26 protein-coding genes and 1 riboswitch are annotated in these 25010 nt (G+C 71.4%); of the genes, 13 read left to right on the forward strand and 13 right to left on the reverse strand.

The window, feature by feature from the left end:
- Nucleotides 1-25: 25 nt before the first annotated feature.
- From HCU73_RS08690 to HCU73_RS08705, 4 genes are all read right to left on the reverse strand, one after another.
- Entirely contained in the window at nt 26-958 is a 933-nt protein-coding gene (locus tag HCU73_RS08690; RefSeq protein ID WP_210730545.1) for a DUF2927 domain-containing protein, read from the reverse strand.
- Nucleotides 959-968: 10 nt separating this feature from the next.
- Nucleotides 969-2144, reverse strand: coding sequence for a toxic anion resistance protein (locus tag HCU73_RS08695; RefSeq protein WP_168623018.1), 1176 nt, complete (start codon nt 2142-2144; stop codon nt 969-971).
- Between the two features lie 10 nt (nt 2145-2154).
- Nucleotides 2155-3069 (reverse strand): 5-bromo-4-chloroindolyl phosphate hydrolysis family protein, encoded by a 915-nt coding sequence (locus tag HCU73_RS08700; protein WP_168623019.1) that lies wholly within the window; start codon nt 3067-3069, stop codon nt 2155-2157.
- A gap of 222 nt (nt 3070-3291) precedes the next feature.
- Nucleotides 3292-4182, reverse strand: a complete 891-nt coding sequence (locus HCU73_RS08705; RefSeq protein ID WP_168623020.1) for an alpha/beta fold hydrolase — start codon at nt 4180-4182, stop codon at nt 3292-3294.
- Between the two features lie 135 nt (nt 4183-4317).
- Nucleotides 4318-4396: riboswitch (SAM riboswitch) on the forward strand.
- Nucleotides 4397-4470: 74 nt separating this feature from the next.
- Here HCU73_RS08705 and metZ point away from each other — a divergent pair.
- From metZ to folE2, 4 genes are all read left to right on the forward strand, one after another.
- A complete protein-coding gene (gene metZ / locus HCU73_RS08710; protein WP_168623021.1) occupies nt 4471-5673 on the forward strand; it encodes an O-succinylhomoserine sulfhydrylase in 1203 nt (400 codons plus the stop codon).
- Nucleotides 5670-6167, forward strand: coding sequence for a GNAT family N-acetyltransferase (locus HCU73_RS18710; protein WP_168623022.1), 498 nt, complete (start codon nt 5670-5672; stop codon nt 6165-6167). Before metZ ends, HCU73_RS18710 begins: the two co-directional genes overlap by 4 nt.
- Entirely contained in the window at nt 6164-6898 is a 735-nt protein-coding gene (locus HCU73_RS08720) for a glutamine amidotransferase (protein ID WP_168623023.1), read from the forward strand. The genes HCU73_RS18710 and HCU73_RS08720 overlap by 4 nt, the downstream gene beginning before the upstream one ends.
- 121 nt (nt 6899-7019) lie before the next feature.
- Nucleotides 7020-8111, forward strand: coding sequence for a GTP cyclohydrolase FolE2 (gene folE2 / locus HCU73_RS08725; RefSeq protein ID WP_168623024.1), 1092 nt, complete (start codon nt 7020-7022; stop codon nt 8109-8111).
- 74 nt (nt 8112-8185) lie between these two features.
- Here the strand turns inward: folE2 and HCU73_RS08730 are convergent, their stop codons facing one another.
- The gene (locus tag HCU73_RS08730) at nt 8186-8512 is read right to left on the reverse strand and encodes a hypothetical protein (RefSeq protein ID WP_168623025.1); all 327 of its coding nucleotides are present in this window, start codon (nt 8510-8512) and stop codon (nt 8186-8188) included.
- Nucleotides 8513-8555: 43 nt separating this feature from the next.
- On the reverse strand, nt 8556-8780 hold the full coding sequence (locus tag HCU73_RS08735; RefSeq protein WP_168623026.1) for a hypothetical protein: 225 nt from the start codon (nt 8778-8780) through the stop codon (nt 8556-8558).
- Between the two features lie 212 nt (nt 8781-8992).
- Between HCU73_RS08735 and HCU73_RS08740 the strand changes: the two genes are divergently transcribed.
- Entirely contained in the window at nt 8993-10441 is a 1449-nt protein-coding gene (locus HCU73_RS08740; protein WP_168623027.1) for a TrkH family potassium uptake protein, read from the forward strand.
- A 102-nt stretch (nt 10442-10543) separates the two neighbouring features.
- Here the strand turns inward: HCU73_RS08740 and HCU73_RS08745 are convergent, their stop codons facing one another.
- Both HCU73_RS08745 and HCU73_RS08750 read right to left on the reverse strand, forming a co-directional pair.
- On the reverse strand, nt 10544-11734 hold the full coding sequence (locus HCU73_RS08745) for a BaiN/RdsA family NAD(P)/FAD-dependent oxidoreductase (protein WP_168623028.1): 1191 nt from the start codon (nt 11732-11734) through the stop codon (nt 10544-10546).
- Nucleotides 11735-11871: 137 nt separating this feature from the next.
- Complete coding sequence (locus tag HCU73_RS08750; protein ID WP_168623029.1) at nt 11872-12501, reverse strand: J domain-containing protein; 630 nt, start codon at nt 12499-12501, stop codon at nt 11872-11874.
- A 77-nt stretch (nt 12502-12578) separates the two neighbouring features.
- Here HCU73_RS08750 and HCU73_RS08755 point away from each other — a divergent pair, with 77 nt between their 5' ends.
- Nucleotides 12579-12836 carry a BolA/IbaG family iron-sulfur metabolism protein gene (locus tag HCU73_RS08755; protein ID WP_168623030.1) on the forward strand — a complete coding sequence of 86 codons (258 nt, stop codon included), beginning with the start codon at nt 12579-12581 and terminating at the stop codon, nt 12834-12836.
- Here the strand turns inward: HCU73_RS08755 and HCU73_RS08760 are convergent.
- The 3 genes from HCU73_RS08760 to gatB all read right to left on the reverse strand — a co-directional run bounded on the left by HCU73_RS08760 (nt 12833) and on the right by gatB (nt 16187).
- Nucleotides 12833-13249, reverse strand: a complete 417-nt coding sequence (locus HCU73_RS08760; protein ID WP_168623031.1) for a DUF4177 domain-containing protein — start codon at nt 13247-13249, stop codon at nt 12833-12835. The two genes, HCU73_RS08755 and HCU73_RS08760, sit on opposite strands and share 4 nt — an antisense overlap.
- Before the next feature lie 111 nt (nt 13250-13360).
- A complete protein-coding gene (locus tag HCU73_RS08765; RefSeq protein WP_239025484.1) occupies nt 13361-14287 on the reverse strand; it encodes a Hint domain-containing protein in 927 nt (308 codons plus the stop codon).
- A gap of 385 nt (nt 14288-14672) precedes the next feature.
- Nucleotides 14673-16187 carry an Asp-tRNA(Asn)/Glu-tRNA(Gln) amidotransferase subunit GatB gene (gene gatB, locus HCU73_RS08770; RefSeq protein WP_168623032.1) on the reverse strand — a complete coding sequence of 505 codons (1515 nt, stop codon included), beginning with the start codon at nt 16185-16187 and terminating at the stop codon, nt 14673-14675.
- 172 nt (nt 16188-16359) lie between these two features.
- On the opposite strand from gatB, the gene HCU73_RS08775 reads away from it, so the two are divergent.
- Both HCU73_RS08775 and HCU73_RS08780 read left to right on the forward strand, forming a co-directional pair.
- A complete protein-coding gene (locus tag HCU73_RS08775; RefSeq protein WP_338052043.1) occupies nt 16360-16968 on the forward strand; it encodes a transglycosylase SLT domain-containing protein in 609 nt (202 codons plus the stop codon).
- Nucleotides 16969-17046: 78 nt separating this feature from the next.
- Nucleotides 17047-17856, forward strand: coding sequence for a transglycosylase SLT domain-containing protein (locus HCU73_RS08780; protein ID WP_239025485.1), 810 nt, complete (start codon nt 17047-17049; stop codon nt 17854-17856).
- 4 nt (nt 17857-17860) lie between these two features.
- Here the strand turns inward: HCU73_RS08780 and HCU73_RS08785 are convergent, their stop codons facing one another.
- Nucleotides 17861-18271: a hypothetical protein gene (locus HCU73_RS08785; RefSeq protein ID WP_168623033.1), complete on the reverse strand. Its 411-nt coding sequence runs from the start codon at nt 18269-18271 to the stop codon at nt 17861-17863.
- A 132-nt stretch (nt 18272-18403) separates the two neighbouring features.
- Here HCU73_RS08785 and HCU73_RS08790 point away from each other — a divergent pair, with 132 nt between their 5' ends.
- Nucleotides 18404-19168: an acetyltransferase domain-containing protein gene (locus HCU73_RS08790; protein ID WP_168623034.1), complete on the forward strand. Its 765-nt coding sequence runs from the start codon at nt 18404-18406 to the stop codon at nt 19166-19168.
- Nucleotides 19169-19226: 58 nt separating this feature from the next.
- On the opposite strand, the gene pepN is transcribed toward HCU73_RS08790, so the two are convergent.
- Nucleotides 19227-21830 (reverse strand): aminopeptidase N, encoded by a 2604-nt coding sequence (gene pepN, locus HCU73_RS08795; RefSeq protein ID WP_168623035.1) that lies wholly within the window; start codon nt 21828-21830, stop codon nt 19227-19229.
- 199 nt (nt 21831-22029) lie between these two features.
- Here pepN and HCU73_RS08800 point away from each other — a divergent pair, with 199 nt between their 5' ends.
- Genes HCU73_RS08800 through HCU73_RS08815 form a run of 4 tightly spaced genes read left to right on the forward strand, consistent with a single transcriptional unit; the run spans nt 22030 to nt 24949 of the window.
- Nucleotides 22030-22209, forward strand: a complete 180-nt coding sequence (locus tag HCU73_RS08800; RefSeq protein WP_168623036.1) for a hypothetical protein — start codon at nt 22030-22032, stop codon at nt 22207-22209.
- A gap of 53 nt (nt 22210-22262) precedes the next feature.
- The gene (locus HCU73_RS08805; protein WP_168623037.1) at nt 22263-23804 is read left to right on the forward strand and encodes an FAD-binding domain-containing protein; all 1542 of its coding nucleotides are present in this window, start codon (nt 22263-22265) and stop codon (nt 23802-23804) included.
- 40 nt (nt 23805-23844) lie between these two features.
- The gene (locus HCU73_RS08810; RefSeq protein WP_210730546.1) at nt 23845-24015 is read left to right on the forward strand and encodes a DUF2256 domain-containing protein; all 171 of its coding nucleotides are present in this window, start codon (nt 23845-23847) and stop codon (nt 24013-24015) included.
- A gap of 43 nt (nt 24016-24058) precedes the next feature.
- The gene (locus tag HCU73_RS08815) at nt 24059-24949 is read left to right on the forward strand and encodes a Hint domain-containing protein (protein WP_168623038.1); all 891 of its coding nucleotides are present in this window, start codon (nt 24059-24061) and stop codon (nt 24947-24949) included.
- The last annotated feature ends 61 nt before the right edge of the window (nt 24950-25010 follow it).

Here is a 25010-nt window from a genome sequence, read left to right on the forward strand (position 1 = left end):
CCTTCGGGGTTCAGGCTAGCGCGGGTCAGCTCGGCCCGCCAAGCAGTTCTTCGGCGATGGTCCTGACCAGCGGCCGCGCCTGGGCGGGCTGCAGGCCGGGGCTGAGGCGCCGGTCGTAGAGGATGCGCAGGAGCAGCTCGTCGTGCGGCGTCAGCAGCGCGAATTCCTCGTCGTCGTTGAAGATCGAGGGCCGCGCCGCGGGGCTGTCGTTGGGCAGGCCGAGGCCCTGCGCGACCTCCTCGTGCACGCAGGAGCGGCGCAGGAGGCTCGGGTGCTCGTCGCGGATGATGGCGATGGCGGCGACATAGACCGGGCGGCTGCCCGACTCCGAGAACGCGTAGACCGAGCAGAAGGTGGAGCGCGGCAACGCCTCGATCTCGGCGATGGTCTCGGGGCCGACGCCGGGCACCAGGCGGCGCACCAGCTCGCCCACCGAACGCTGGTCGTCGCGGTCGAGGTAGAGCACATGGAAGTTCCCGCCCGAGGTGACGGTACTGATCGGGTGGCCGGTCACGCGCGCAAGCCGGCTGGCGTAGGTCGACAGGACCGAGCGGTCCTCGGCCTGCTGCGCGGCGTCGACGGAGCGGCCGAAATGCGCCTCGATGCGCACCGGCTGTTCCCAGCGGCGCAGGCGCGAGGGCGTCTGCTGCTGCACGAAGCGCCCGCCCGAGAGCGTGTATTCGTCGTAAAGCGCGATGCGCTCGAAATTCGCGGCCAAGGTCGCCGCCGAGAACGGCGCGTCGGTCTGCCCGCCGTCGGTCCGCAGGAGGCCGTCCGACACCAGCCGCGCCTCGACGCTGCGGTAGTAGCGGGCGAAGGCCTGGCTTTCGGCCGAGGGGGCCGGGGCCTCGGCCCGGGGTTCGGGCCGGGGCGAGAGGTCGGGCGCCGGCGCGACGACGCAGGCCGAAAGGGCCAGCAGCGCGGCGCCCGACATGAGGTGGGTCAGACCGTGGCGCATGGCCCCCCGCTCAGGCCGACGCCGCGGGGGCGGCGGTGGCGCGGGCCGAGGCGGAGGCCAGCGTGTCGCGCAGCTCGGCCTCCATCTTCTGCATCTCGACCTCGGCCTCGGCGCGGCGGCGCTTGCCCTCGTCGGCGATCTGGAGGCTTTCCTGGATCGTCGCGATCAGCTCGGCGTTGGCACGCTTGACCGCCTCGATGTCGAAGACGCCGCGCTCCATCTCCTCGCGGACCATGCGGTTCGACTCGCGCAGGTTCGCGGCGTTCCGCTCCAGCAGCTCGTTGGTCAGGTCGGTCGCCTCGCGCACGGCCTTGGCCGCCTCGGTCGAGCGCTGGATCGTCACCGCCTGCGCCAGCTGCGTCTCCCACAGCGGCACGGTGTTCACGAGCGTCGAGTTGATCTTGGTGACCAGCGACTTGTCGTTTTCCTGCACCAGCCGGATCGAGGGCAGCGACTGCATCGTCACCTGGCGAGTCAGCTTGAGGTCGTGCACCCGGCGCTCCAGGTCGTCGCGGGCGGCGCGCAGGTCGCGCAGCTCCTGCGCCTTGATGACCTGGTCGTTCTCGGGCGCGGCGGTCACCTCGGCCTCCTTGGCCGGGATGGTTTCCTCGTCCAGCTCGCGCAGCTTTTCCTCGCCGGCGGCGATGTAGAGCGCCAGCTCGTCGTAGAAGTCGAGCGTCTTTTCATACAGCTTGTCGAGCGCCTTGATGTCCTTCATCAGCGTGTGCTCGTGGCTCAGCAGGTTGTCGGTGATCCGGTCGATCTGGTCCTGCACCTGCTCGTATTTCGCCATGAAATCATGGATCGGCTTGGCCTTGCCGAACAGGCGCTCCCACCAGCTCTGCTTGCGGTTGGGGTCGAGCTCGTCCACCGAAAAGCCGCGGATCGTGCCGACGATCTCGCGCAAGCTATCGCCCGCCGGGCCCACGTCCTTGTTCTTCACGCCCTGCAGCATGGCCTGGCTGATCTGCTGCAGCTCGGCCTGGGCGGACGAGCCGAAGGTGACGATGGAATTGGTGTCGGTCATGTCGATCTGCGCCATGCGCGCGCGGATCTGCTCGGCGGTGGGCGCGTCGGCGGCGGGCAGCGGCACGAGGTCGGCCGAGGGCGACGGCAGGACGACGGCGTTGATCTCGTCGATGAGCTTGGCGGCCTCTTCGGCCTGCTGGCGGATTTCCGTGGTCATGGGTCTGTCCTCATCCCTCGATATGCAGGTTTTCACGGTTCAGGCGGTCGCGCAGGACCTCGGTCTCGATGTCGAAATTGGTCCGGTCGTCGGTCAGCATCGCGCTGGTGCGCTTGGCGAAATTGGTTTCCATGTCGTCCAGGAAGGCGACGTAGTCGGCGCGCACCTGCGCGTCGCGGTTGCGCGCGTAGAGGTCGGCGAACTGCACCGTCGCGTCGCGCGCGCCCTGCAGGTAGACGCCCAGGTAGCGCCGCGCGGCGGGCAGGTCGCGGGGGTCGGCCTCGACCTGGCGGAACAGGCCGCGCACCGTGTCCTCGAAGGCGCCGACGCGGGTTTCCAGCTCGCGGTCGCGGGCGCGGCGGATGGCGTCGGTCATCTGCGTCAGCACCTTTTCCGCCTCCTCGATCTTGCGGGCGATGCGGTCGGTCTCCAGCCGGTCGACGCCCTCCAGCCCCTTGTCGGCCATGGGGTCGAGCCCGAAGGCGCCCAGGTGCAGCGCCGCCGCGATGACGCCCACGACGATGGCCGGGGCCAGCGCCCACTGCCCGCCGTAGACCAGCAGGCCCACGCCCAGCCCGGTCAGCACCGAGCCGAAGATCTTGCGCGGGATCGCCGGGCGGCGGGCGACCTTGCGCTCGTTGAAGGCGTCCTCGGCCCGCACCCCGTCGCGCGTCAGCCAGGCCGCCAGCATCAGCGTCGCGCCGCCGGCCAGGTCGGTGGCCATCGCCGCCACCGGCTGCACGAAGGCCGTGAGCAGCGTCAGGAGCGGCAGCAGGAACAGGATGTTCAGCTTGGCGCCGTGGCGCATCGGCTTGCGGCCGCGGAAGCTGGGCACCTCCAGCCGCTCGGCGGTCACGCGCTCGCGCGGGGCGGCCGGGTCGCGCCGGCCCTCGGGGCTGAAGTCTCCGCCATAGCGCTTGGACATCTCAGAACGCCCCGAACCCACCGAAGGTGGCCATCACCACGACCACGACGAGCGCGAAAAAGGACACGCCCTGCAGAAAGCTCCCACTCATGCCACCCCCGTCGGTCGTTTGCCGGTCACGATCCTCACGTTAGAAAGGATTCCGTGCGAAAACCAGCAATTGCTGCACCGGCTGGTGGTTTCCCGCCAGCCTTCCCTGCAGATCGGAACGGCCGGGCCCGCTCACAAGGGGGAAAGCCGCGGCAGGGGTCCCCGCGCCGGGGCGCGCGCGGGCGGGGCGGCCAGCGCGGCGAGGCGGGGCAGGGGGTCGGCAGGCCCCGCGGCCAGAACCCCGCGATACAGGCGGAAGAGGCCGGGGCGCAGGTAGCTCGACCAGTGGCAGACGGGCGGCAGGCGGCCGCGGGTCGGCAGGCCGATCCGGGCGAGGCCGGCGAGCGTGTCCGGGTCGTCGATGCAGAGGTCGGTCCAGCCCGGCACACCCGGCAGACCCGCCGCCAGCGGCCAGTCCGACAGCCGCGGCGCCGGCACCGCAAGCCGGAACCCCAGGTCGAAGGGCGCGTTCGCCCGGCCCGTCACGTTCAGCACCTGCGCGCCGCGCCCCGCGGGGCCGGCCATCGCGGCCAGCGCATGGCCCCGGTATTCCGCCGCCGACAGCAGGATCACCCGGTGCACCGCGCCCCGGGGCAGATCGGCCAGCGCCGCCAGCGCCACCCGCGCCCCCAGCGAATGGGCGAAAAGGTTGAACCGCAGGTCCGGCCGCGCGGCCCCGACCTCCCGCAGCATCGCCGCCAGCGTCCGCCCGATCCCGAAGGCGCGGCGCGCGGCCTGTGGCACCGTCCCCCGGGCCGGCCAGCCAAGGCCGATCCCCAGCCCCGCGCCCGCCCGGTCGAGGTGCAGGTGGCGCGGCCAGCTGACCGCCTTCCAGCAGGCGGGGGTGGGCGACAGCGACAGGACATGCCCGTGCGGGTCGTGGGACCCCGCGCCGGGGGCGAAGCGGTAGCCGTGGATCATCACCGTCACCGCCGCGCCTGCCGGAAGGGCGGCCAGCGCCGGCGCCAGCGGCGCCGCGCTGTCCCATCCGGCCTCGGTCGCGTTCACGGAAACCAGCGCCATGCCGATCGTCCCTGCCTGTCCTCGCGGGCTGCCTAGGGCGCGCGCACGACGCCCCGGTGACCGCGGGACAACAGTTCGGTGACGTGGCGCGGCGGCATCATCCCGGCTTGACGGAGCCCCGGCGGCGGCGTAGCCAGTCGCCACCGTGGCGATTTGTGAACCGGATTGCGGGCCACGTTAAACAAACCGCTAAAGAGGTCGTGGACGCCCAGCCTTCCGCTCGCCCCCGACCGTCGTGACAGCCATGCGGGGGCCTGTCCCCCGGACCCGATGCGAAAGGAGAGGGGCATGAAGGACACCACCGGCGCCCGGCCATGGAACAAGCGCACCCGCGCCGTCCACGCCGGCACCCGCCGCAGCCAGTACGGTGAGGTCAGCGAGGCGATCTTCCTGACCCAGGGCTTCGTCTACGACACCGCCGAGGCCGCCGAGGCGCGCTTCGTCGAGCTGGGCGAGGACGAGTTCATCTACGCCCGCTACGGCAACCCCACCGTCCGCATGTTCGAGGAGCGCATCGCCGCGCTGGAGGGGGCCGAGGACGCCTTCGCCACCGCCAGCGGAATGGCCGCCGTGAACGCGGCGCTGGTGTCGATGCTGCGCGCGGGCGACCACGTGGTCGCGGCGCGCGCGCTGTTCGGCTCCTGCCTCTACATCCTCGAGGAGGTGCTGACGCGCTACGGCGTGGAGGTCAGCTTCGTCGACGGCACCGACCTGTCGCAGTGGGAAAAGGCAATCCGGCCAGGCACAAAGGCGGTGTTCTTCGAGTCGATTTCCAACCCCACGCTGGAAGTCATTGATATCGCCGCCGTCTCGCGGCTGGCCCACGCGGTCGGGGCGCTGGTGATCGTGGACAACGTCTTTGCGACGCCGGTGTTCCAGGACACGCTCGGCCTCGGCGCCGACGTGGTGGTCTATTCCGCGACCAAGCACATCGACGGGCAGGGCCGGGTTCTGGGCGGCGTGATCCTCGGCACGCGCCAGTTCATCCGCAAGACGGTCGAGCCCTACCTCAAGCACACCGGCGGCGCGATGTCGCCCTTCACCGCCTGGGTGATGCTCAAGTCGCTGGAGACGATGGAACTGCGCTGCCGGGCGCAGGCGGCCTCGGCCCTGGCCATCGCCGAGGCGCTGGAGGGGGCGCCGGGGCTGACCCGCGTCCTGTTCCCCGGCCTGCCGAGCCACCCGCAGCACGACCTCGCCGCCGCGCAGATGGAGGCCGGCGGCACCGTGATCGCCTTCGAGGTCGAGGGCGGGCAGGAGGCGGCCTTCCGACTGCTCAACGCGCTGGAGATCATCACGATCTCCAACAACCTCGGCGACGCCAAGTCGATCATCACCCACCCCGCGACCACCACGCACCAGCGCCTGACCGAGGACCAGCGGCAGGCGCTGGGCATCACCCGGGGCCTCCTGCGGCTGTCGGTGGGGCTGGAGGACACCGGCGACCTGATCGCCGACCTCACCGCCGCGCTGGCGGCGGCGCGGCCGTGAACGGCCTGCTGATCCGGCCCTGCCGCGTCACCGACGCGCCGGGGCTGGCCGACCTCTACCACCGCGCCGTGCGCGAGGGGACGGGCCGGCACTACGACGCGGCCCAGCGCGCGGCCTGGTCGCCCGCGCCGCCGCAGGGCGAGGACTGGCGCCGGCGGCTGGTGGAGGCGCAGACCATGGTCGCCGAACAGGGCGACCGGCTGCTGGGGTTCATGACCATGGACATGGACACCGGGTTCCTCGACTTCGCCTATGTCGCGCCCGAGGCGATGGGGCAGGGGGTGGCCGAAACCCTCTATGCCGTGCTGGAGGGCCGCGCGCGGGTCGCGGGCCTCACGCGGCTCGAGACCGAGGCGAGCCTTCTGGCCGAACGCTTCTTCCTGCGCCGCGGCTGGCGCGTCCTGCGCCGGCAGGAGGTGGAGCGCCACGGCGTCCGCATCCCCAACGCGGTGATGGAGAAATCCCTGACCCGCGCCCGGAAATTCGCCGCGTGAGGCGGTTCCTCGTCCTCCAGCTCCGCCCCGAGACGGAGGCCGCCGACGAGGAATTCGGCGCCTTCCTCCAGCGCGGCGGGCTGGCCGAGGCCGATGTGCACCGCGTCCGGCTTGACGAGGGCCCGCTGCCCGCCCTGTCGCTGGACGACTACGCCGGCGTCATCGTCGGCGGCGGCCCCGGCTGCGTCAGCGACCCGCCCGAGACGAAGGATCCGCTCGAGGCCCGCATCGAGGCCGACATCCTGTCGCTCATGCCCGAGGTGCTGGCCCGCGACATGCCGTTCCTCGGCTGCTGCTACGGCATGGGCATCCTCGGCCACAGCCTCGGCGCGCCGGTCGGCAAGGGCCGCTATGGCGAGCCCATCGGCGGCGTCGACTGCGCCGTGACCGAGGCCGGCGCGCAGGACCCGCTGCTGGCCGGGCTGCCCGGCACCTTCCGGGCGCTTGTCGGCCACAAGGAGGCGGTCGAGGCGCTGCCCGACGGCGCCGTCCACCTCGTCGCCTCGGGGCCCTGCCCGTTCCAGATGATCCGCGCAGGCGCCAACGTCTACGCGACCCAGTTCCACCCCGAGGCGGAGGGCGTGAATTTCGCCTCCCGCATCGCCATCTACAAGGATCGCGGCTATTTCGACCCGGCCGATGCCGCGCGCCTGACCGCCGCCTGCCTCGCCGAGGAGATCACGGTGCCGCAGCGCATCCTGTCGGGCTTCGTCCGACGGTTTCGGGTGTAAATGTCTGAAACGTGATCCGTTTCGGGCCCGTTAGCGTAAAAAAACCGAGAGACAAGATTGGGCAGGACGCCCGCGGCCCCTATCTTGCCGCGGCGTGACCGGGTGGAAAGGAACGACCGACATGAACATCCACGTGACGGAAATGCGCGACGCCCCCTCGCGGGCCGAAGCGGAAACGGCGCTGGCGCGGCTCAAGGCCTGGGCCGAGGCGGCCACCGAGGACGAGATCGCGGGTCTCGACCCGGCCATCGCCCGGCTGATCGGCACCGGCTACCCGCAGTTCCGCCGGCGCTACCCGCAGGGCTTCACCGCCGACGCCGCCTACAAGGCGACGCTGCCCGACCTGCAGAACGGCCCGTCCTCGCTGATCAAGGGCGCGAACCGGCAGATCCAGCATGTCGGCATCTCGAACTTCCGCCTGCCGATCCGCTACCACACCCGCGACAACGGCGACCTGACGCTGGAAACCAGCGTGACGGGCACCGTCAGCCTGGAGGCGGACAAGAAGGGCATCAACATGAGCCGCATCATGCGGTCCTTCTATGCCCACGCGGAAAAGACCTTCAGCTTCGAGGTGATCGAGGCGGCGCTGGACGACTACAAGTCCGACCTCGAAAGCTTCGACGCCCGCATCCAGATGCGCCTGTCCTTCCCCGCCAAGGTGCGCAGCCTGCGCTCGGGCCTGTCCGGCTACCAGTATTACGACATCGCGCTGGAGCTGGTCGAGCGGAACGGCGTGCGCCAGAAGATCGTGCACCTCGACTACGTCTATTCCTCGACCTGCCCCTGCTCGCTGGAGCTGTCCGAGCACGCGCGCGCCACGCGCAACCAGCTGGCGACGCCCCATTCGCAGCGTTCGGTCGCGCGGATCTCGGTCGAGGTCGCGCCGGGCCAGGGCTGCCTGTGGTTCGAGGACCTGATCGAGATGGCCCGCGCCGCAGTGCCGACCGAGACGCAGGTGATGGTCAAGCGCGAGGACGAGCAGGCCTTTGCGGAACTCAATGCCGCGAACCCGATCTTCGTCGAGGACGCGGCGCGGCTGTTTGCCGAGCAGCTCCACGCCGACCCGCGGGTGGGCGATTTCCGGGTGGTCGCCAGCCACCAGGAAAGCCTGCACAGCCACGATGCCGTCAGCGTGCTGACCGAGGGCGCGACCTTCGCGCACGCCAGCCTCGAGCCGCACCTGTTCGGCAGCCTGATCCACCGCGGCTGACCGCGGCCCGTTGAACAGCAAAACGCCCGGCCGCGTCGGCGACCGGGCGTTTTTCATTGCCGCTGGCGCGGGCGTCAGCCGCGGCCGAAGCCCACGGCGTCGACGATCGGGCCGTTGTCGGCATCGGTGATCCCGGTGCGGTAGGCGCGGCGCGGGCCGCGGCCGAAGCCGGCGGGGTCGACGATGGGGCCGTTGTCGGCGTCGGTGTAGCCCGAGCCGATGTAGGCGGTGGTCGTCGTGGTGGGCACGCAGCCCGCCACGCCCGCCGCGCCGAGGCCGAGCGTGCCGATGCCGAAGCCGCGCAGCATGCTGCGGCGGCTCACGCCCCGGCGGCTTTCGATCTGGCCGTCGTCCAGCGTCTGCGTGGCCTTGGCGTTCTTGTCTTCGGGCGTGTCACTCATTCCTCAGTCCTCCGTTGGGCACGTTGCGGTCTCGAAAAAGGGGTCAGGCGTCCCGGTCCGTCGCGGGCACCGCGTCGCGGTCGCTGTGCGCCTTGGGCGCGGTGTCCGAATCGGTCTGGGCCTGCGTGTCGGCATCGGTGTGGGCGTGGGTGTCGGCATCGGTGCCGGGCGCCCCGCCCGACGGGCCGCCGCGCCGCTGATACGTGGCGATGTCACTGTCGCTCAGCGTCTTCTTCGAGCTGGTGTCGCCCAAGAGTCCGTCCCCCATCTGGCTTGGCCCCGCACAGGCGGGGCCGGCTGGCTGGCCGGGCGATGCATGCCGCCCGGTCCGGTCTCGACGGCGGGAGCCTGCCCTGTTCCGGGTCTGCAATCAATCAATTATCGCGCGACCCCCTCCGAACAGGGGGGGCGGGGGCGGGGCCCGGACGCGGCGGCGCGGACGCTTGACAGCCCGGCGCGGCGGGGCCAACGCTCCGGCCCATGTTCGATCTGCGCCCCGTGGGTTACGTGCTCGGCCTCCTGGTCCTCTGTCTCGGGGTCTCGATGCTCGTGCCGATGGTGGCCGACCTGATGGTCGGAAACGACCACTGGGGGGCCTTCGCGGAAAGCGCCGCGGTGACCTCGATGATCGGGCTGATGCTGACGTTGGCCTGCGCCAACGGGGTCACGCAGGGCTTGTCGATCCAGCAGACCTTCCTGCTGACCTCGGGGGTCTGGTTCGTGCTGCCGCTGTTCGGCGCGATCCCCTTCATCCTCGGGGCCACCGACGCGCGGCTGGTCGACGCCTTCTTCGAGGCGATGTCGGGCATGACCACCACCGGTTCCACCGTCTTCACCGGGCTCGACGCTCTGCCGGCGGGGATCAACCTGTGGCGCGCGCTGCTGCAGTGGTTCGGCGGCATCGGCATCATCGTGGTGGCGATGGTGTTCCTGCCCGAGCTGCGCGTGGGCGGGATGCAGATCTTCCGCTCCGAGGCCTTCGACACCATGGGCAAGATCCTGCCGCGGGCGACCGAGATCGCGGCGCGGATCTCGGTGATCTACCTCGCGCTGACGGTGCTCTGCGCCATCGCCTACGGGGCGCTGGGGATGCCGTTCTTCGACGCGGTGGTGCACGCGATGACGACGCTGTCGACCGGGGGCTTCTCGACCCGCGACGCGTCCTTCGGGGTCTACCAGGGGCCGCTGGAATACGTCGCCGCGGTGTTCATGATCCTCGCGAGCCTGCCCTTCGTGCGCTACATCCAGGTCGTCGCGGGCACCGCCCGGCCGATCCTGGTGGATACCCAGATCCGCGCCTATGTCGGCACCATCCTTGCGCTGACCGTGGTGCTGACGCTCTACCGGGTCGTCGTCAACGACGACCACTGGGAGCACGGGTTCCGCGAGGGGATCTTCAACGTCAGCTCGATCATCTCGGGCACCGGATATGCCAGCGTCGACTACCAGCTCTGGGGGCCGGTGCCGGTGGTGCTGTTCTTCTTCATCGGGCTGATCGGGGGCTGCGCGGGGTCGACCTCGTGCTCGATCAAGGTGTTCCGCTACCAGATCCTGTTCGCCTCGGTGGCGACCCAGGTGCGCCGGATCTACGCGCCCCACGGCGTGTTCGAGCCGCGCTTCGAGGGGCGCCCGGTGGGCGAGGCGATCGTGTCCTCGGTGATGGCCTTCTTCGCGCTGTTCTTCGTGACCCTGCTGGTGGTGGCGGTCCTCCTGGGGCTGACCGGGCTCGACTTCGTGACCTCGGTGTCCGGGGCGGCGACGGCGCTGGGCAATATCGGGCCGGGGCTGGGGCCGATCATCGGGCCGGCGGGGAACTTCGCCACGCTGAACGACAGCGCCAAGTGGATCCTGATCGGGGCGATGCTGATCGGCCGGCTGGAGCTGATGGTGGTCTTCGTGATCTTCACCGTCCGCTTCTGGCGCGACTGAGGGGCCGGGCGCGATCCCTTGCAAGGGATCGCCAGAGCCTTGCAAGGCTCTGGCCGTCCCTTGCAAGGGACGGGGCAAGGTCCTTGCAAGGACCTTGCACGCTCACCGCCCCGCGATGGCGCGGCCGGCGGCGACGGCCGAGGACCAGGCCCACTGGAAGTTGTATCCGCCGAGCCAGCCGGTGACGTCGAGCGCCTCGCCGATCACGAACAGCCCCGGCACAAGCGCCGATTCCATCGTGCGCGAGCTGACCCTGTCGGTCGCGACGCCCCCCAGCGTCACCTCCGCGGTGCGGTAGCCCTCGGACGAGGTCGGGGTCAGGGTCCAGTCGGCCAGCCGGTCGGCCAGCGCCCGCAGCGCGGCGTCGGACTGGTCGGCCAGCGTGCCCTGCAGGCCCCAGGCGGCGGCGAGGTGCTGGGCAAGCTTCTTCGGCAGGATCTCGGCCAGCGCGGTGGTGACCGCCTTCGCCCCTGCCTCTGTGCGGCGGGCGCGGAGCTGGGCGTAGAGGTCGAGGTCGGGGCGGAGCCGGACGTGCAGCGCGTCGCCCTCGCGCCAGTAGGACGAGACCTGCAGCACGGCGGGCCCCGACAGGCCGCGGTGGGTGAACAGCATCGCCTCGTCGAAGGCGGTGCCGTTGCAGGCGATGCGGGTGTCGACCGCGGTGCCGGCGAGCCCGGCAAACACCGCCTTCTGCGCCTCGTCGAAGGTGAGCGGCACCAGCGCGGGCCGGGTTTCGGTGAGCCCGTGGCCGAACTGCCGCGCGATGTCGTAGGCAAGGCCGGTCGCGCCCATCTTGGGGATCGACTTGCCCCCCGTGGCGAGCACCAGGTGGCGGGCGGTGACGGTGACCGGCCGCCCCTCGCGGGTCAGCCGCGCGCGGAACCGCGTGCCGTCATGGCCGATCTCGTCGACGGAGGTCTCGAGCCACAGCTCGGCCGCCGCCATCTCGGCGCGCAGCATCGCGATGATGTCCTTGGCGGAGCGGTCGCAGAACAGCTGGCCCAGGGTCTTCTCGTGCCAGGGGATGCGGTGGCGGGCGACGAGGTCGAGGAAATCCCACTGGGTGTAGCGGGCGAGGGCGGATTTGCAGAAATGCGGGTTCTCGGAGAGGAAATTTTCGGGCGCGGCGTGCAGGTTGGTGAAGTTGCAGCGCCCGCCGCCCGAGATGCGGATCTTCTCGCCGGGCGCCCTGGCGTGGTCGATGACGATGACGCCCGCGCCGGCATGAGCCGCGCACATCATGCCGGCGGCGCCCGCGCCGAGGATCAGGGTCGTGACATCGGGCTGGGCCATCGGGTCCGATCAGGGGTTGCGCCGGCTGCGCCGCCGCCCGGGCGCGCGCCGCGCCCGTGCGTTTGACAGCAAGCGGGTTGGGACTGCGGGAGCCTCCGGCGGGAGTATTTGGAAAGCAAAGATAGGGCGGGTCCGCCTCAGTCGGGGAAGTTGCGGCTGTCCTTGATCTGGTCCCAGGCCCAGACGACCTCCTGCAGGCGCTCCTCGTCGGAGCGGTCGCCGCCGTTCATGTCGGGGTGCAGGACCTTGATCAGCGCTTTGTAGCTCTTGCGGATCTCGGCCTTGGTCCAGCTGTCCCGCGCCTCAAGGATCTCGATCGCGCGCCGCTCGGTCGGGGGCAGCTTGCGCCCGTTTCCGTTGGCGCGGCCGGGGTTGCGGGTGGCGTTGCCGCCCAGCACCTGGTGGGCGTCGTCGACGCCGAGCCGCGCCCAGGCGCGTTCCTCGACGGTCTGCTTGAAGGGCTTGGTCGGGCGGTCCCAGACCCGGTCGCGGTCGAGCTGGGCTTCCATCTCGGCCTCGGTGGTGCCCTCGAAGAAGTTCCACTTGAGGTTGTACTCGCGCACGTGGTCGCGGCAGAACCAGCGGTATTCCTCGAGATTGTCGGGGCTTTTCGGGGCGCGGTACTGGCCGGCCTCCTCGCAGCCCTCGTGTTCGCAGACGCGCTGCGAGGTCTCGAAGGCGCCGGACATGCCGCGCCGGCCCGAGCGACGCTTCTTCTTGTCGGTCGAGACGCGGAGGTCGAAGTTGAACGGGTCTTTGTCGGGCATGGGCCTTCCCTTCTCGACTCGGAACGGCAAGTCTAGTGTTTCGGACGGCAAGGTGAAGAGGCAAGGAGGCTGAAATCGTGACGCGCGGAGAGAAAATCAGGCAGCGGCTGGAGGCGGCCTTTGCGCCGCGGGTCCTGGAGGTCGTGGACGAGAGCGAGCGGCACCGTGGCCACGCGGGCTACCAGGAGGGCGGGCAGAGCCATTACCGGGTGACGATCGAGAGCGGGGCCTTCGCGGGGCTGAGCCGCATCGCGCAGCACCGGGCGGTGCACGAGGCGCTGGGTCGTGACCTCGTGGCCGAGATCCACGCGCTGGCGCTGACGATCCGCGCCTAGGAGCGCGACGGCGGCCGCGGGCCGGGGGCCGGCGGGTCGGAGAAGATGTTGGCGAGCGAGGGCTCGTCCTCGTCCGCGTCGGCGTCCTCCGCGGGCGGTGCGGCGGGCGGGGGCGCGGTGCGCAGCGGCGGCGGTTCGGCGCGGGCCGGGGCCGGGGCGGCGGCCGCCGGCGCCTCGGGCTCGGGCAATTCCCGCTGGAAAACCAGGATGTTGCGGTAAGTGGTGGTGCGCGAGGTGAGGCCGCTGCGGACCTCCTCGGGCAGGGTGTCGGCGCGCAGGTAGTGCCAGCCCTCGGCGCCGAGCGCGTTCATCGCGTCCTCGAGCGTGGCGGCGAACAGCGCCGCGCCCTTGAGGCCCTTGTGCTTGGTGGCCTTTTCCGGCGCGGGGACGAGCTTGTATTCGTAGCGCGGCATCGGGGCTCCCTCTGGCTCGGACCGGGTTTAGCCGGGCGGGGGCGGGGCGGGCAAGGGGGCTGTGAACAGCGTACACCGGGCGTACACCGGGCGTACACCGGATGGGAAAGATCAGGCCGCCGCGTCGCCGGCGACGCGCTTGCGCAGCGCGGGGGGCACCAGGCGGGCGGTGCTGATGCGGGGCAGGGGCATCTCGGTGATGATCCGCTCGTCGCCGTAGAACTCGACGTATTCGGCGTAGTTGTCGAAGGCTTGCCGCCCGACATAGTCGACGAAGGTTTCCGCCGCCGCGCCATTGGCAAGGATGACGTCGTGGTCCTCGGTCTCGATGTGGTAGTAGGTGGCCCGTTCGGGCGCAGGATCGAAGGCGATCGTGGTGCCGTTCACCAGCGCGCCGGCGTTGATGGCGAGACCGTCGAGGATCAGGGCATGGTCGGCCGTCAGCACGAGGTCGGTGCGGGGGAGCCCATCGCCCAGCGCACCCGCGGCGACGCGGACGGGGCGGGCGCGGTCACCGGCAAACAGGCCGACCACGGTCTGGCGACCGATCCATTTGACGGGGACGGTGCGGCCGTCGGCGGTCAGGATGCGGTCACCGATCTGCAGGGTTTCGACCGGGCGCTCAGCCTGGGGCGTGGCGATCAGTGTGCCGGCAGCGAAGCAGACGGTCGACGGATTGACGGAGCCATCATCGATATCGCTGGCATTCCACGACGTTCCCGGATCGAAGGTGGCCGGATCGGCGACGTTTCCCCACAGGGTATATACATTGCCTTGGGGAATGAACGTGACGATGAAGGTTTCGCCGTTGATGAGGACGGTTCCCTGGTAGGCATAGTCAACGGAGGTCCCTGTCAGCCTCAGGTACTCGTAGAGTTCGAACTGCGTGGGGTCGACGCCTTCGCGGGGTGGGGCGCCGTAATCCAGTTCGTCAGTAAGCACAGGTAAAGGAGAGGTCGCCGGTTGATTGAGCGTGAAATTCAGGGATCCCGAGCCAGTGCTGCTCTCAAGGACATAATTTGCCGTGAAGGTTGCCAACTAAAGTTGCCTCGTCCTTGGGCGCGGATAATGCCGGGGTCAATCAATGAACCGTCAGGATAGGCAATGGGATCGCTTCAAGCCAACCTCAAATTGCCAGTGGTGCACGCTTGATTGCCCAAGACTGCCGCCACTGGCTATTGCGATGAGAATCTCGGCAGTGGGCCAAGATTTGGGCACAGATTGCGGCTGACCCCGCGAGTTGGGTTGCCTGCAAGAAACATTTCAGGTTCGAGCAGAGTACGGAATGCGCCCTGTGTTTCAGCCACGAACTGCAGGGCCGCAGAGTTGGGCGCACTCAGTGCACACCGTCCGGCCGGTGGTGTCTGGAGGTCCGGCCCCGGCGCCCCGTCCGCCCGCCGTGAGACCCGGGCCGAGGCCCGGTCTACAGCCCCAGTTTCGCCGTGACGATCTCGTTCACCGCCGCGGGGTTGGCCTTGCCGCCGGTGGCCTTCATCACCTGGCCCACGAACCAGCCCGCCAGCTTGGGGTTGGCGCGGGCCTTTTCCACCTGCGCGGGGTTGGCGGCGATGATCTCGTCCACCGCGGCCTCGATCGCGCCCATGTCGGTGACCTGCTTCATGCCGCGGGCCTCGACGATGGCGGCGGGGTCGCCGCCCTCGGTGTAGACGATCTCGAACAGGTCCTTGGCGATCTTGCCCGAGATGTCGCCCGACTTGATGAGCCGGATGATGCCGCCCAGTTGCGCGGGGCTGACCGGGCTGTCGGTGATCGTGTGCTCTTCCTTCTTCAGCCGGCCGAAGAGCTCGTTGATGACCCAGTTCGCGGCCGCCTTGCCGTCGCCGGCCTCGGCCACCACGGCCTCGAAGTAATGCGCGGCGTCGAGGTCGGCGGTCAGGACGCTGGCGTCGTAGTCCGACAGCCCGTAGTCGCCGACAAAGCGCGCCTTCTTGGCGTCGGGAAGTTCCGGCAGGTTGGCCGCGATGTCGTCGACCCAGCCCTGCTCGATCTCGAGCGGCAGCAGGTCGGGGTCGGGGAAGTAGCGGTAGTCGTGCGCCTCTTCCTTGGACCGCATCGAGCGGGTCTCGTTGCGGTCGGGGTCGTAGAGGCGGGTTTCCTGCACCACCTCGCCGCCGGCCTCCAGGATGGCGATCTGGCGCCGCGCCTCGAAGTCGATGGCGGCCTGGATGAACCGCAGCGAGTTCATGTTCTTGATCTCGCAGCGGGTGCCGAGATGGCCGAAATCCTGCGTCTCCTGGTAGCGCTCGTAGGCGCCCGGACGGCAGACCGACACGTTCACGTCGGCGCGCAGGTTGCCGTTCTGCATGTTGCCGTCGCAGGTGCCGAGGTAGAGCATGATCTGGCGCAGCTTGGAGACATAGGCCGCGGCCTCCTCGGGCCCGCGGATGTCGGGGCGGCTGACGATCTCCATCAGGGCCACGCCGGTGCGGTTGAGGTCGACGAAGGACAGGGCCGGGTCCATGTCGTGGATCGACTTGCCGGCGTCCTGTTCCAGGTGGATGCGCTCGATGCGGACCAGCCGGGCGGTGCCGTCACCCATCTCGACCAGCACCTCGCCCTCGCCCACGATGGGGTGGTAGAGCTGGGAGATCTGGTAGCCCTGCGGCAGGTCGGGGTAGAAGTAGTTCTTGCGGTCGAAGGCCGAGGTCAGGTTGATCCGCGCCTTGAGGCCAAGGCCGGTGCGCACCGCCTGCGCGACGCAGAATTCGTTGATGACGGGCAGCATCCCGGGCATCCCGGCGTCCACGAAGGCGACGTTGGAGTTCGGCTCGGCGCCGAAGCGGGTCGAGGCGCCCGAGAACAGCTTGGATTTCGACGAGACCTGGGCATGGACCTCCATGCCGATCACCAGCTCCCAGTCGTGCTTGGCGCCCGCGATCACCTTGGGTTTCGGGGTCTCGTAGGTCAGGTCGAGCATCCGTGCCTCCGTTCGGCTGTTGCCCAGCGTTTAGGTCAGGGGGCGGTGCGGGGCAAGGGGCCGGCATCGGCGGGAACTCGCGCAAAACGGGCGTTTCGCGGCAAGACGGTTGCCGCCCGCGTCAGCGATCGGGCACGAGGCGCTGTCTGAAACAGCGTTACGAGGCATCCCGGTGGGGATTTCGATCAAGCTTGCCGCCGGTGCGGCGCTCTGTGCGGTGGCCCTGTCGGGCTGCGCGATGCTGCCCAGCATGAGTTCCAGGAACGTCCCCGAGGATGGCTTTGCGATGCGCTGGGACCATGTCCCGGCCTCGTCCGAGTGGGAACAGGCGGGCTTTGCCGCGCTGGACACCTACGCCGCGGTCCTGCCCGAGATCGTGCCCGCCGACATAGAGGCCTGGTGCCCCGGCTACCCCGACGCCTCCGAGGAGGAGCGCGCGGCGTTCTGGCTGGGCCTGCTGTCCTCGCTGGCGCGCCACGAGAGCACCTGGAACGAGCAGGCCGTGGGCGGCGGCGGGCAGTGGTTCGGCCTCGTGCAGATCAGCCCGGCGACGGCGCGGCACTACGGCTGCCAGGCCACCAGCGGCGCGGCGCTGCTGGACGGCGCGGCCAACGTGAGCTGCGCGCTGCGGATCTGGTCCGAGACGGTGCCGCGCGACGGCGTCGTGGCGACCGGCACCCGCGGCGTGGCCGCCGACTGGGGGCCGATGCACCCCAGCCAGGCCCAGAAGCGCGAGGACATCCGCGCCTGGATGCTCGACCAGCCCTATTGCCAAGGCTGAGGCACCGCCTGTTTTCCTTGCAATGACGGTTGCTTGAGGGCAGTCTCCCCCGGTGCGCGTCGCCTGGGGAGGAGCCGCATGCCGCGCGTCCGCGCCGCCTGTCTTGTCATCACGGCCCTAGTCTGGGCCTGGCTGCCCGGTGCCGCGCCGGCCGACACGACCGCGGCGACCGGGGCGGAGGCCGGGGGCGTCGCCGTGACCGCGGCGCAGATGCGGGTCAGCCCGCGCACCGTGCCCCTGCCGCGCCCTGCCGGCCTGCCCGGCAGCCACGCCCCCGAGCGCAGCCCGCGCCCGGCCCAGCGCTCCAACTGGGCCATGCCCCGCCTGCACTGGGACGGCCAGCCGCGCGCGCCCCGCTGGAGCGCGGCGGTGATGGGCGCGCTGCGCAGCCACGGCGCGCCGCTGCTCGACGTGGTGCCGCGCGACATCGCCGACTGGTGCCCGGCCTACCCGCAGGCCGGCCGCGGCCAGCGCGCGGCCTTCTGGGCCGGGCTGATCTCGGCCTTGGCCTGGCACGAGAGCACCCACCGCCCGCGCGCGATCGGCGGCGGCGGGCTCTGGTTCGGGCTGGTGCAGATCGCGCCCTCCACCGCCCGCTGGCGGGGCTGCGAGGTGGGCTCGGGCGAGGCGCTGCTGGACGGGGTGGCGAACCTGCGCTGCGGGGTGCGGATCATGGCCGCGACGGTCCCCCGCGACGGGGTGGTGGCCGAGGGGATGCGCGGGGTCGCGGCCGACTGGGGCCCGTTCCATTCCAGCCGCAAGCGCGAGGACATGCGCAACTGGGTCCGGTCGCAGGACTACTGCCAGTCGCGCACCCGGCCCGCGATGCGGCCCGACCGCCCGGCGCCCGACGCGCCGCTCCTGGTCATGGCGGGCAGCCCGCGCTGAGGGGTCAGCCGGTCCGCACCGGGATGCCGCGTTCGGTCACGGCCTGGATCAGGGCGAAGGGGTTCGGCGCCACCTCGAAGGGGATGCGGACCTCGCTGCCGTCGCGCAGCACCAGCACGGCCTGGGCGACCTCGCCCCGGTCGGTGACGCGCAGGTGCGAGATCTCGTCGGCTGCGACGGCCCGGTCGCCCTCGGCGGCCATCACCGTCCACTGCCGCGGCCCCAGCCGCAGCCCGTAGACCGGCGTCACCGCCAGCTGCGCGACGCTGACCGCCAGCGCCGGCACAAGCAGCAGGAGCACGTAGCCCGAGGCCACCGGCCAGAGCGCCGCGCCGAGGCAGCCGAGGCCGATGACGGAGAACAGGCTGAGGCCGAGGCTGCCGGGACGGGCGGAGATGAGTCGGGTCTGGTCCATGCCCGCGATGAGGCCCGCGGATTGTGCCGGAATTCGGGCAGGGCCGTGGCCCGGTTTGGACGCGCCCGCCGGCCCGCGCCCGCGACAAGGCCCATGGGCAAGCCCCGCGACCCTTGCTAGGCTCGGGCCCGCATGCGCGACACGGGGCACATCTTCGAGCGCCCGGCGGAGGCCGGGGTGGTGCGGGGGCGGATCCTCGCCCTCGACCTCGCGCGCGCCGCCGCGCTCCTGGCCATGGCGGTGTTCCACCTCGCCTTCGACCTCGAGCTGTTCGGCTTCGCGCCCCCCGGCACCACGATGCAGCCCGGCTGGCGCTGGCTCGCCTTCCTGACCGCGGGCAGCTTCCTGTTCCTCGTCGGCGTCAGCCTCTGGCTGGCGCACGGGCAGGGCATCCGCTGGCGCGGGGTCTGGACGCGCCTTGCCATGATCGCCGGCGCCGCGGGCGTCATCACGGCGGCGACCTTCGTGGCCATGCCCCACGCCTTCATCTTCTTCGGCATCCTGCACTGCATCGCGGTGGCAAGCCTGCTGGGCCTGGCCTTCCTGCGCCTGCCCGCGCTCGTGCTGATCGCCCTCGGCCTCGCCGTGCTCTGGCTGCCCCAGTTGGCCCGCTTCGACCTGTTCGACCCGCCCTGGCTCTGGTGGACCGGCCTGCAGGCGACCGCCGTCCGCTCGGTCGACTACGTGCCGATCTTCCCGTGGTTCGGCCCGGTGCTCCTCGGCCTCGCCGCCGGCCGGCTGATGAGCCGCGCGGGGCTGTGGGAACGCCTGTCGCGCTGGCAGGCCCCGCCGCTCGCCCGCGCGCTGGCCTGGCCGGGCCGGCACAGCCTCGCGGTCTACCTGGTCCACCAGCCGGTACTGATCGCGCTGGTGTGGACGGCGGCCCAGCTGCGCTGACCTATCCCTTCATCTTTCCCCAAATACGCCCTTCGGGGGCAACGCAAGTCAGGGGCGCTCAGGCCCCCCGCATCCGCGCCACCATCTCGCCGAGGTCGCGGCTGAGGCCGTCGGCCCCCGCGATCCGGTCAAGCTCGGCCGAGATCAGCGCCTGCCGGTCGGCGTCGTAGCGGCGCCAGGTCTCGAAGGCCGTCGACATCCGCGCGGCGGTCTGCGGGTTCTTGGCATCCAGCCGGATCAGCCAGTCGGCGAGGAACCGGTAGCCCGCCCCCGTGGGGTCGTGGAAGCCCGCCGGATTGCCCGCCGTCAGCCCGCCGATGACGGACCGAAACCGGTTGGGGTTGGTCCAGTCGAACAGCGGATGCCGCGTCAGCGCCTCGGCGGTCGCCACCGCGGCCTCGGGCGCGGCATGGGCGACCTGCGCCATGAACCACTTGTCCATCACCAGCCGGTCGCCCTTCCAGCGGTCGTGGAAACGCCCCGCGACCTCCGTGTCGCCGGCCTCCAGCAGCACGGTGAACGCCGCGATCTCGTCGGTCATGTTGGTCGCCGCGTCGTAATGCGCCCGGGCGCGGGCCGGCCCCTCGACGCGCGCAAGCAGCGCCAGCGCGGTGTTGCGCAAGGACCGCTTCGCCGCCTGGCCCGCCTCAGGGCTGTAGGCGGGCCCGGGGTCCATCGCGTCGTAGAGCGCGGCCAGCGGCTCCCGCAGCGCCGCGGCCATCGCGGTCTGCATCGCGCGGCGCGTGGCGTGGATCGCGGTCGGGTCGGGCACCAGCCGCGCGTCATGGGCCGCCTGCGCCAGATCGTCCTCGGAGGGCAGGGCAAGGCACAAGGCCCGGAACGCGGCGTCGAGCCGCTCGTCGGCGAGGAGCCGCCCGAGCGCGTCGAAAAGCGCGGGATCGGGCGCCGCGCCGTCGGTCAGCATCGCCATCAGCGCCCCGCGCATCAGGCTGCGGCCGGCCTCCCAGCGGTTGAACGGGTCGGGGTCGTGGGCCAGCAGCACCAGCCGGTCCTCGCGGCTCAGCCCCGCGTCGAGGATCACCGGCGCCGAGAACCCGCGCAGGAGCGAGGGGATCGCACGGTCGGGCACCGGCACGCCGGCCCGCGCCGCCAGCCCGGCCAGGTCGAATTCCAGCGTGGTCTCGGGCCCGTCCAGCACCGCCAGCGTCTCGGGCAAGAGCTCGGTCCCGTCGGGCGCCAGCAGCCCCATCGCCACCGGGATCACCGCGGGCTCCTTCAGCGGCTGGCTGGGCGTCGCCGGCACCTCCTGCGCGAGCGTCAGGCGCAGCCGCGCGCCCTCGACCGTCCAGCGGGCGGTGACGCGCGGGGTGCCGGCCTGGGTGTACCAGCGCTTGAACTGCGACAGGTCGCGGCCGGTCACGTCCTGGAACACCGCCAGCCAGTCCTCGATGGTGCAGGCCTGCCCGTCGTGGCGGCGGAAATATTCGTCCAGCGCCGCGCGGTAGCCCTGCGCGCCCACCAGCCGGCGCAGCATCCCGATCACCTCGGCGCCCTTCTCGTAGACGGTCGCGGTGTAGAAATTGTTGATCTCGACATAGCTGTCGGGCCGCACGTTGTGCGCCAGCGGTCCCGCGTCCTCGCGGAACTGGCGCGCGCGCAGCTGCAGCACGTCCTCGATCCGCTGCACCGCCGCGCTGCGGGTGTCGGCGCTGAACTGCTGGTCGCGGAAGACGGTCAGCCCCTCCTTGAGGCACAGCTGGAACCAGTCGCGGCAGGTGATCCGGTTGCCGGTCCAGTTGTGGAAATATTCATGCGCGACAATGCTTTCGATGAACTCGTAGTCGCGGTCGGTCGCGGTCTCGGGGCTGGCGAGCACGTACTTGGAGTTGAAGATGTTCAGCCCCTTGTTCTCCATCGCCCCCATGTTGAAGTCGTCCACGGCCACGATGTTGAACACGTCCAGGTCGTATTCGCGGCCATAGACCTCCTCGTCCCAGCGCATCGAGCGTTTCAGCGCGTCCATCGCGTAGGCGCATTTGCCCTCGTCGCCGGGGCGGACCCAGACGTTCAGGTCGACCTGCCGGCCTGACATCGTGGTGAAGCTGTCGGACTGCGCCACCAGCTCGCCCGCGACCAGCGCGAAGAGGTAGGCGGGCTTGGGCCAGGGGTCGTGCCATTCGGCCCAACCGGGCCCCGAGGCGCCGGGGTTGCCGTTCGACAGCAGGACCGGCAGGTCGCTTTCGATCCGCACGGTGAAGGGGGCCATCACGTCGGGGCGGTCGGGGTAGAAGGTGATCTTGCGGAAGCCCTCGGCCTCGCACTGGGTGCAGAACATGCCGCCCGAGGTGTAGAGCCCTTCCAGCGCGGTGTTGTCGGCCGGGTCGATCTCGACCTCGGCCGTCCAGGTGAAGGCGGGGCCGGGCAGGCGCTCGGCCGGCACGGTCAGCCCCTCGGGCGTCAGCAGGTAGTCGAGCGCGGTCAGCGGCTGGCCGTCGATGGCGCAGGAGATCAGCCGCAGGTTCTCGCCGTCGAGCCGCAGGTTGCCGTCGGCCAGCCCGTCGGGATTCGCCCGGAACCGGATCGTCGACAGGACGCGGGTGCCCCGCGGCGCCAGCCGGAAGGTCAGCGCCACGCTCTCCACCAGGTGCGAGGGCGGGCGGTGGTCGGCCAGGCGGATGGCTTGGGGCGCGGCGTCTTTCATCGGGGACCTCGGGGGGTTGGGCACGCCGGAGGCTAGGGCGGCGCGGCGGGGGCCGCAAGCGGGGCGGCGCGGTCACATCCGATCACGGACCCGTGAGGTTTCGTTGTGCCGGCGGCGGGGGTGGTTAGGTGGCACCCCTCATGCCGGGGCCCCGCCGGGTTTCGGATCGTTCGACACGCAAGGCCGAAAGGAGACAGCCATGTCCGCCCCACGCACCAATGTCGAAACGCAGGAACGCCGCCACAAGCCGGTGCTGACCGTGCTGCGCGCCCTGATCGGGCTGGCGGCGCTGGTCCTGGTGGGCTTCGTCGCGCTGCAGATCGCCGGCAGCGACGAGGTGCCGGAGGAGGGCTTCAGCGCGCCGGCCGCCACCGACTGACGCGGCGCAGACAGGGCTTTGACTGCGCCCGCGGGCCTGCTATCTGGCCGCCCATGGGCACGGATGTTCTCGTTTGGTTCAAGCGCGACCTGCGGGTGCAGGACAACCCGGCGCTGGCGCTGGCCGCCGCGCGCGGGGGCCGGGTGCTGCCCGTCTTCATCGTCGAGCCCGAGGCCTGGGCGCAGCCCGACGCCTCCGCCCGCCAGTGGCGCTTCGTGGCCGAGAGCCTGGGCGCGCTGCGCGCCGATCTCGGGCGGCTCGGCGCGCCCCTCGTGGTGCGCGTCGGGGCGGCGCGGGAGGTGCTGGGGGCGCTTCTCGCCGAAACCGGCATCCGCGAGGTGGTGAGCGTCGAGGAAACCGGCAACGGCTGGAGCTACGCCCGCGACCGGGCGGTGGGCGCGTGGCTCGGGGCCGAGGGCGTGGTCTGGACCGAGCTGCCGCAATGGGGCGTCGTGCGCCGGCTGAAGGGCCGCGACGGCTGGGCCGCGCGGCGCGAGCGGGCGATGCGGGCCGAGATGATCCCCGCGCCCGAGGCGCTGCGCGGCTTCGACCTCGACCCCGGCGCGATCCCCGACGCGCGCGACCTGCGCCTGCCCTTTGACCCCTGCCCGGGCCGGCAGAAGGGCGGGCGCGCCGAGGCCGAGGCGCTGCTTGCCTCGTTCCTCGCCACGCGCGGGCAGGACTACCGCCGCGCCATGTCCTCGCCGCTGGAAGGGGCCGAGGCGTGCTCGCGCCTGTCCCCGCACCTGGCCTGGGGCACGCTGTCGCCGCGCGCGGCGGCGCAGGCGGCGGCCGAGCGGAAACGGCAGGCCAAGGGCACGCGCGTCGGCTGGTCGGGCGCGATGCAGAGCTTCGAGGCCCGCCTCGCCTGGCGCGACCATTTCATGCAGAAGCTGGAGGACGAGCCGGCGCTAGAGCACCGCTGCCTCCATTCCGCCTACGAGGGGCTGCGCCCCGCCACCCCCGACGCCGCGCGGCTGGCCGCCTGGGAGAAGGGCGAGACCGGGCTGCCCTTCGTCGATGCCTGCATGAGGTCGCTGATCGCCACCGGCTGGCTGAATTTCCGCATGCGGGCGATGCTGGTGTCGGTGGCGTCCTACCACCTGTGGCTCGACTGGCGCGCGACGGGCCCGCACCTGGCGCGGATGTTCACCGACTACGAGCCCGGCATCCACTGGCCGCAGATGCAGATGCAGTCGGGCACCACGGGGATGAACACCGTGCGGCTCTACAACCCGGTCAAGCAGGGCCGCGACCAGGACCCGACCGGCGCCTTCACGCGCCAGTGGTGCCCCGAGCTGCGCGAGGTGCCCGACGCCCACCTGCAGGAGCCCTGGCGCTGGGACGGGGCGGGCGCGGTGATCGGCCGGCGCTACCCCGCGCCGGTGGTCGACGTGGCCGCCGCCGCCCGCGCCGCCCGCGACGCGGTCTGGGGGGTGCGCCGGGGCGACGCCTTCCGCGCCGAGGCGGGGCGGATCGTCGAGAAGCACGCCAGCCGCAAGGACGGCGGCGCCGGGCGGCATTTCGTGAACGACCGCGCGCCCCGGCGGCGGGCAAAAGGGGCGGCGCCGGGCCAGCTGAGCCTCGACCTCTGACCCTCTGGACGGGGCGCGGGGCGCCGCTACCTCCCGCGCCATGGCCAAGATGCGCAAGAAATCCGACCTGCCGCAAAAGACCTGCCTCACCTGCGGACGCCCCTTTACGTGGCGGAAGAAGTGGGAAAAGGTCTGGGACGAGGTCCGCTATTGCTCGGACCGTTGCCGGGGCGCGCGCCGTGGGGACGGGACGGCGCCGCGGCGGGACTGACGGGGAGGGCCGCCGCCCGCTTGCGGGCGCACCGGCGGTGGGAATGACGGGAACCACGCACTACGCCTATCTGGCGACCGACTTCGGGCAGAGTCTGCCCGCGGATCCCGTCGCCGCCGTGCAGACCGTCGCCAGCCTGACGGTAACGCTGTCGCGCGCGGCCGCGGCCGCCCGGATGGAGATCGGCGGCGACCGGCTGGCGGCCGACCTGCGCATCGGCGGCCAGGTCTTCGCCGCGGGCGACGGCGCCGGCCAGCTGTGGAGCCTGGTCGATCCCGCCAAGGGTGCGCGGCTGACGGCCTACCGGATCGAGGCCGCCGGCGGCGGGGCCGCGCCCTGCATCGTCATCGCATCGGCCCTGCCGCTGACGCCGGGGCAGAGCTACGCGCTGTCGCTGCCGGTGGGCGAGCCGGGGGCGATGCCGCTGGCCGGCGGGCTTGCGGCCGGCACCCGCGTCCTGACCCGCGACGGCAAGAGCCTGGTCGACGACATCCGCCCGGGCCAGATGGTCTGGACCGATGGCGACGGGTTCCAGCCGGTGCTGTGGCACGGGGTGCAGACGCTGCCCGCCCGGGGCCTCGCGGCGCCGGTGCGGCTGCGGCGGGGCACGCTGGGGCTGGCCGAGGACCTTGTGCTGGCGGGCAACCAGCACCTGCGGATCGACGGCGCCGCCGGCCCGGTCCTGGTGCCCGCCGCCGCGCTAGAGGCAGCCGGCCGGGCCGGGCGCGAGTTCGGCGCCACCGTCACCTGGCACCAGCTGCTGCTGCCGGGGCACCGGATCATCTTTGCCCACGGCCTGCCCGTCGAGAGCCTGTGGGCGCCCGCGGTGCTGCGCCACGGCCGACCCGCCGACTGGCCGGCGGATTACGCGGTGCCCGCGGCGCCCGCCCTGCCGCGTCTGGCCGAGGCCGAGGCCGCCGCGGTTCTGGGCTGAGCGGGCCGTCCGGTCAGGAAATCTGACCACGGCCTGTTGCCGATCGGAAACTTTTTCCGTA

The organism is Roseicyclus persicicus, from assembly GCF_012395815.1.
Classification (GTDB): Bacteria; Pseudomonadota; Alphaproteobacteria; order Rhodobacterales; family Rhodobacteraceae; genus Roseicyclus; species Roseicyclus persicicus.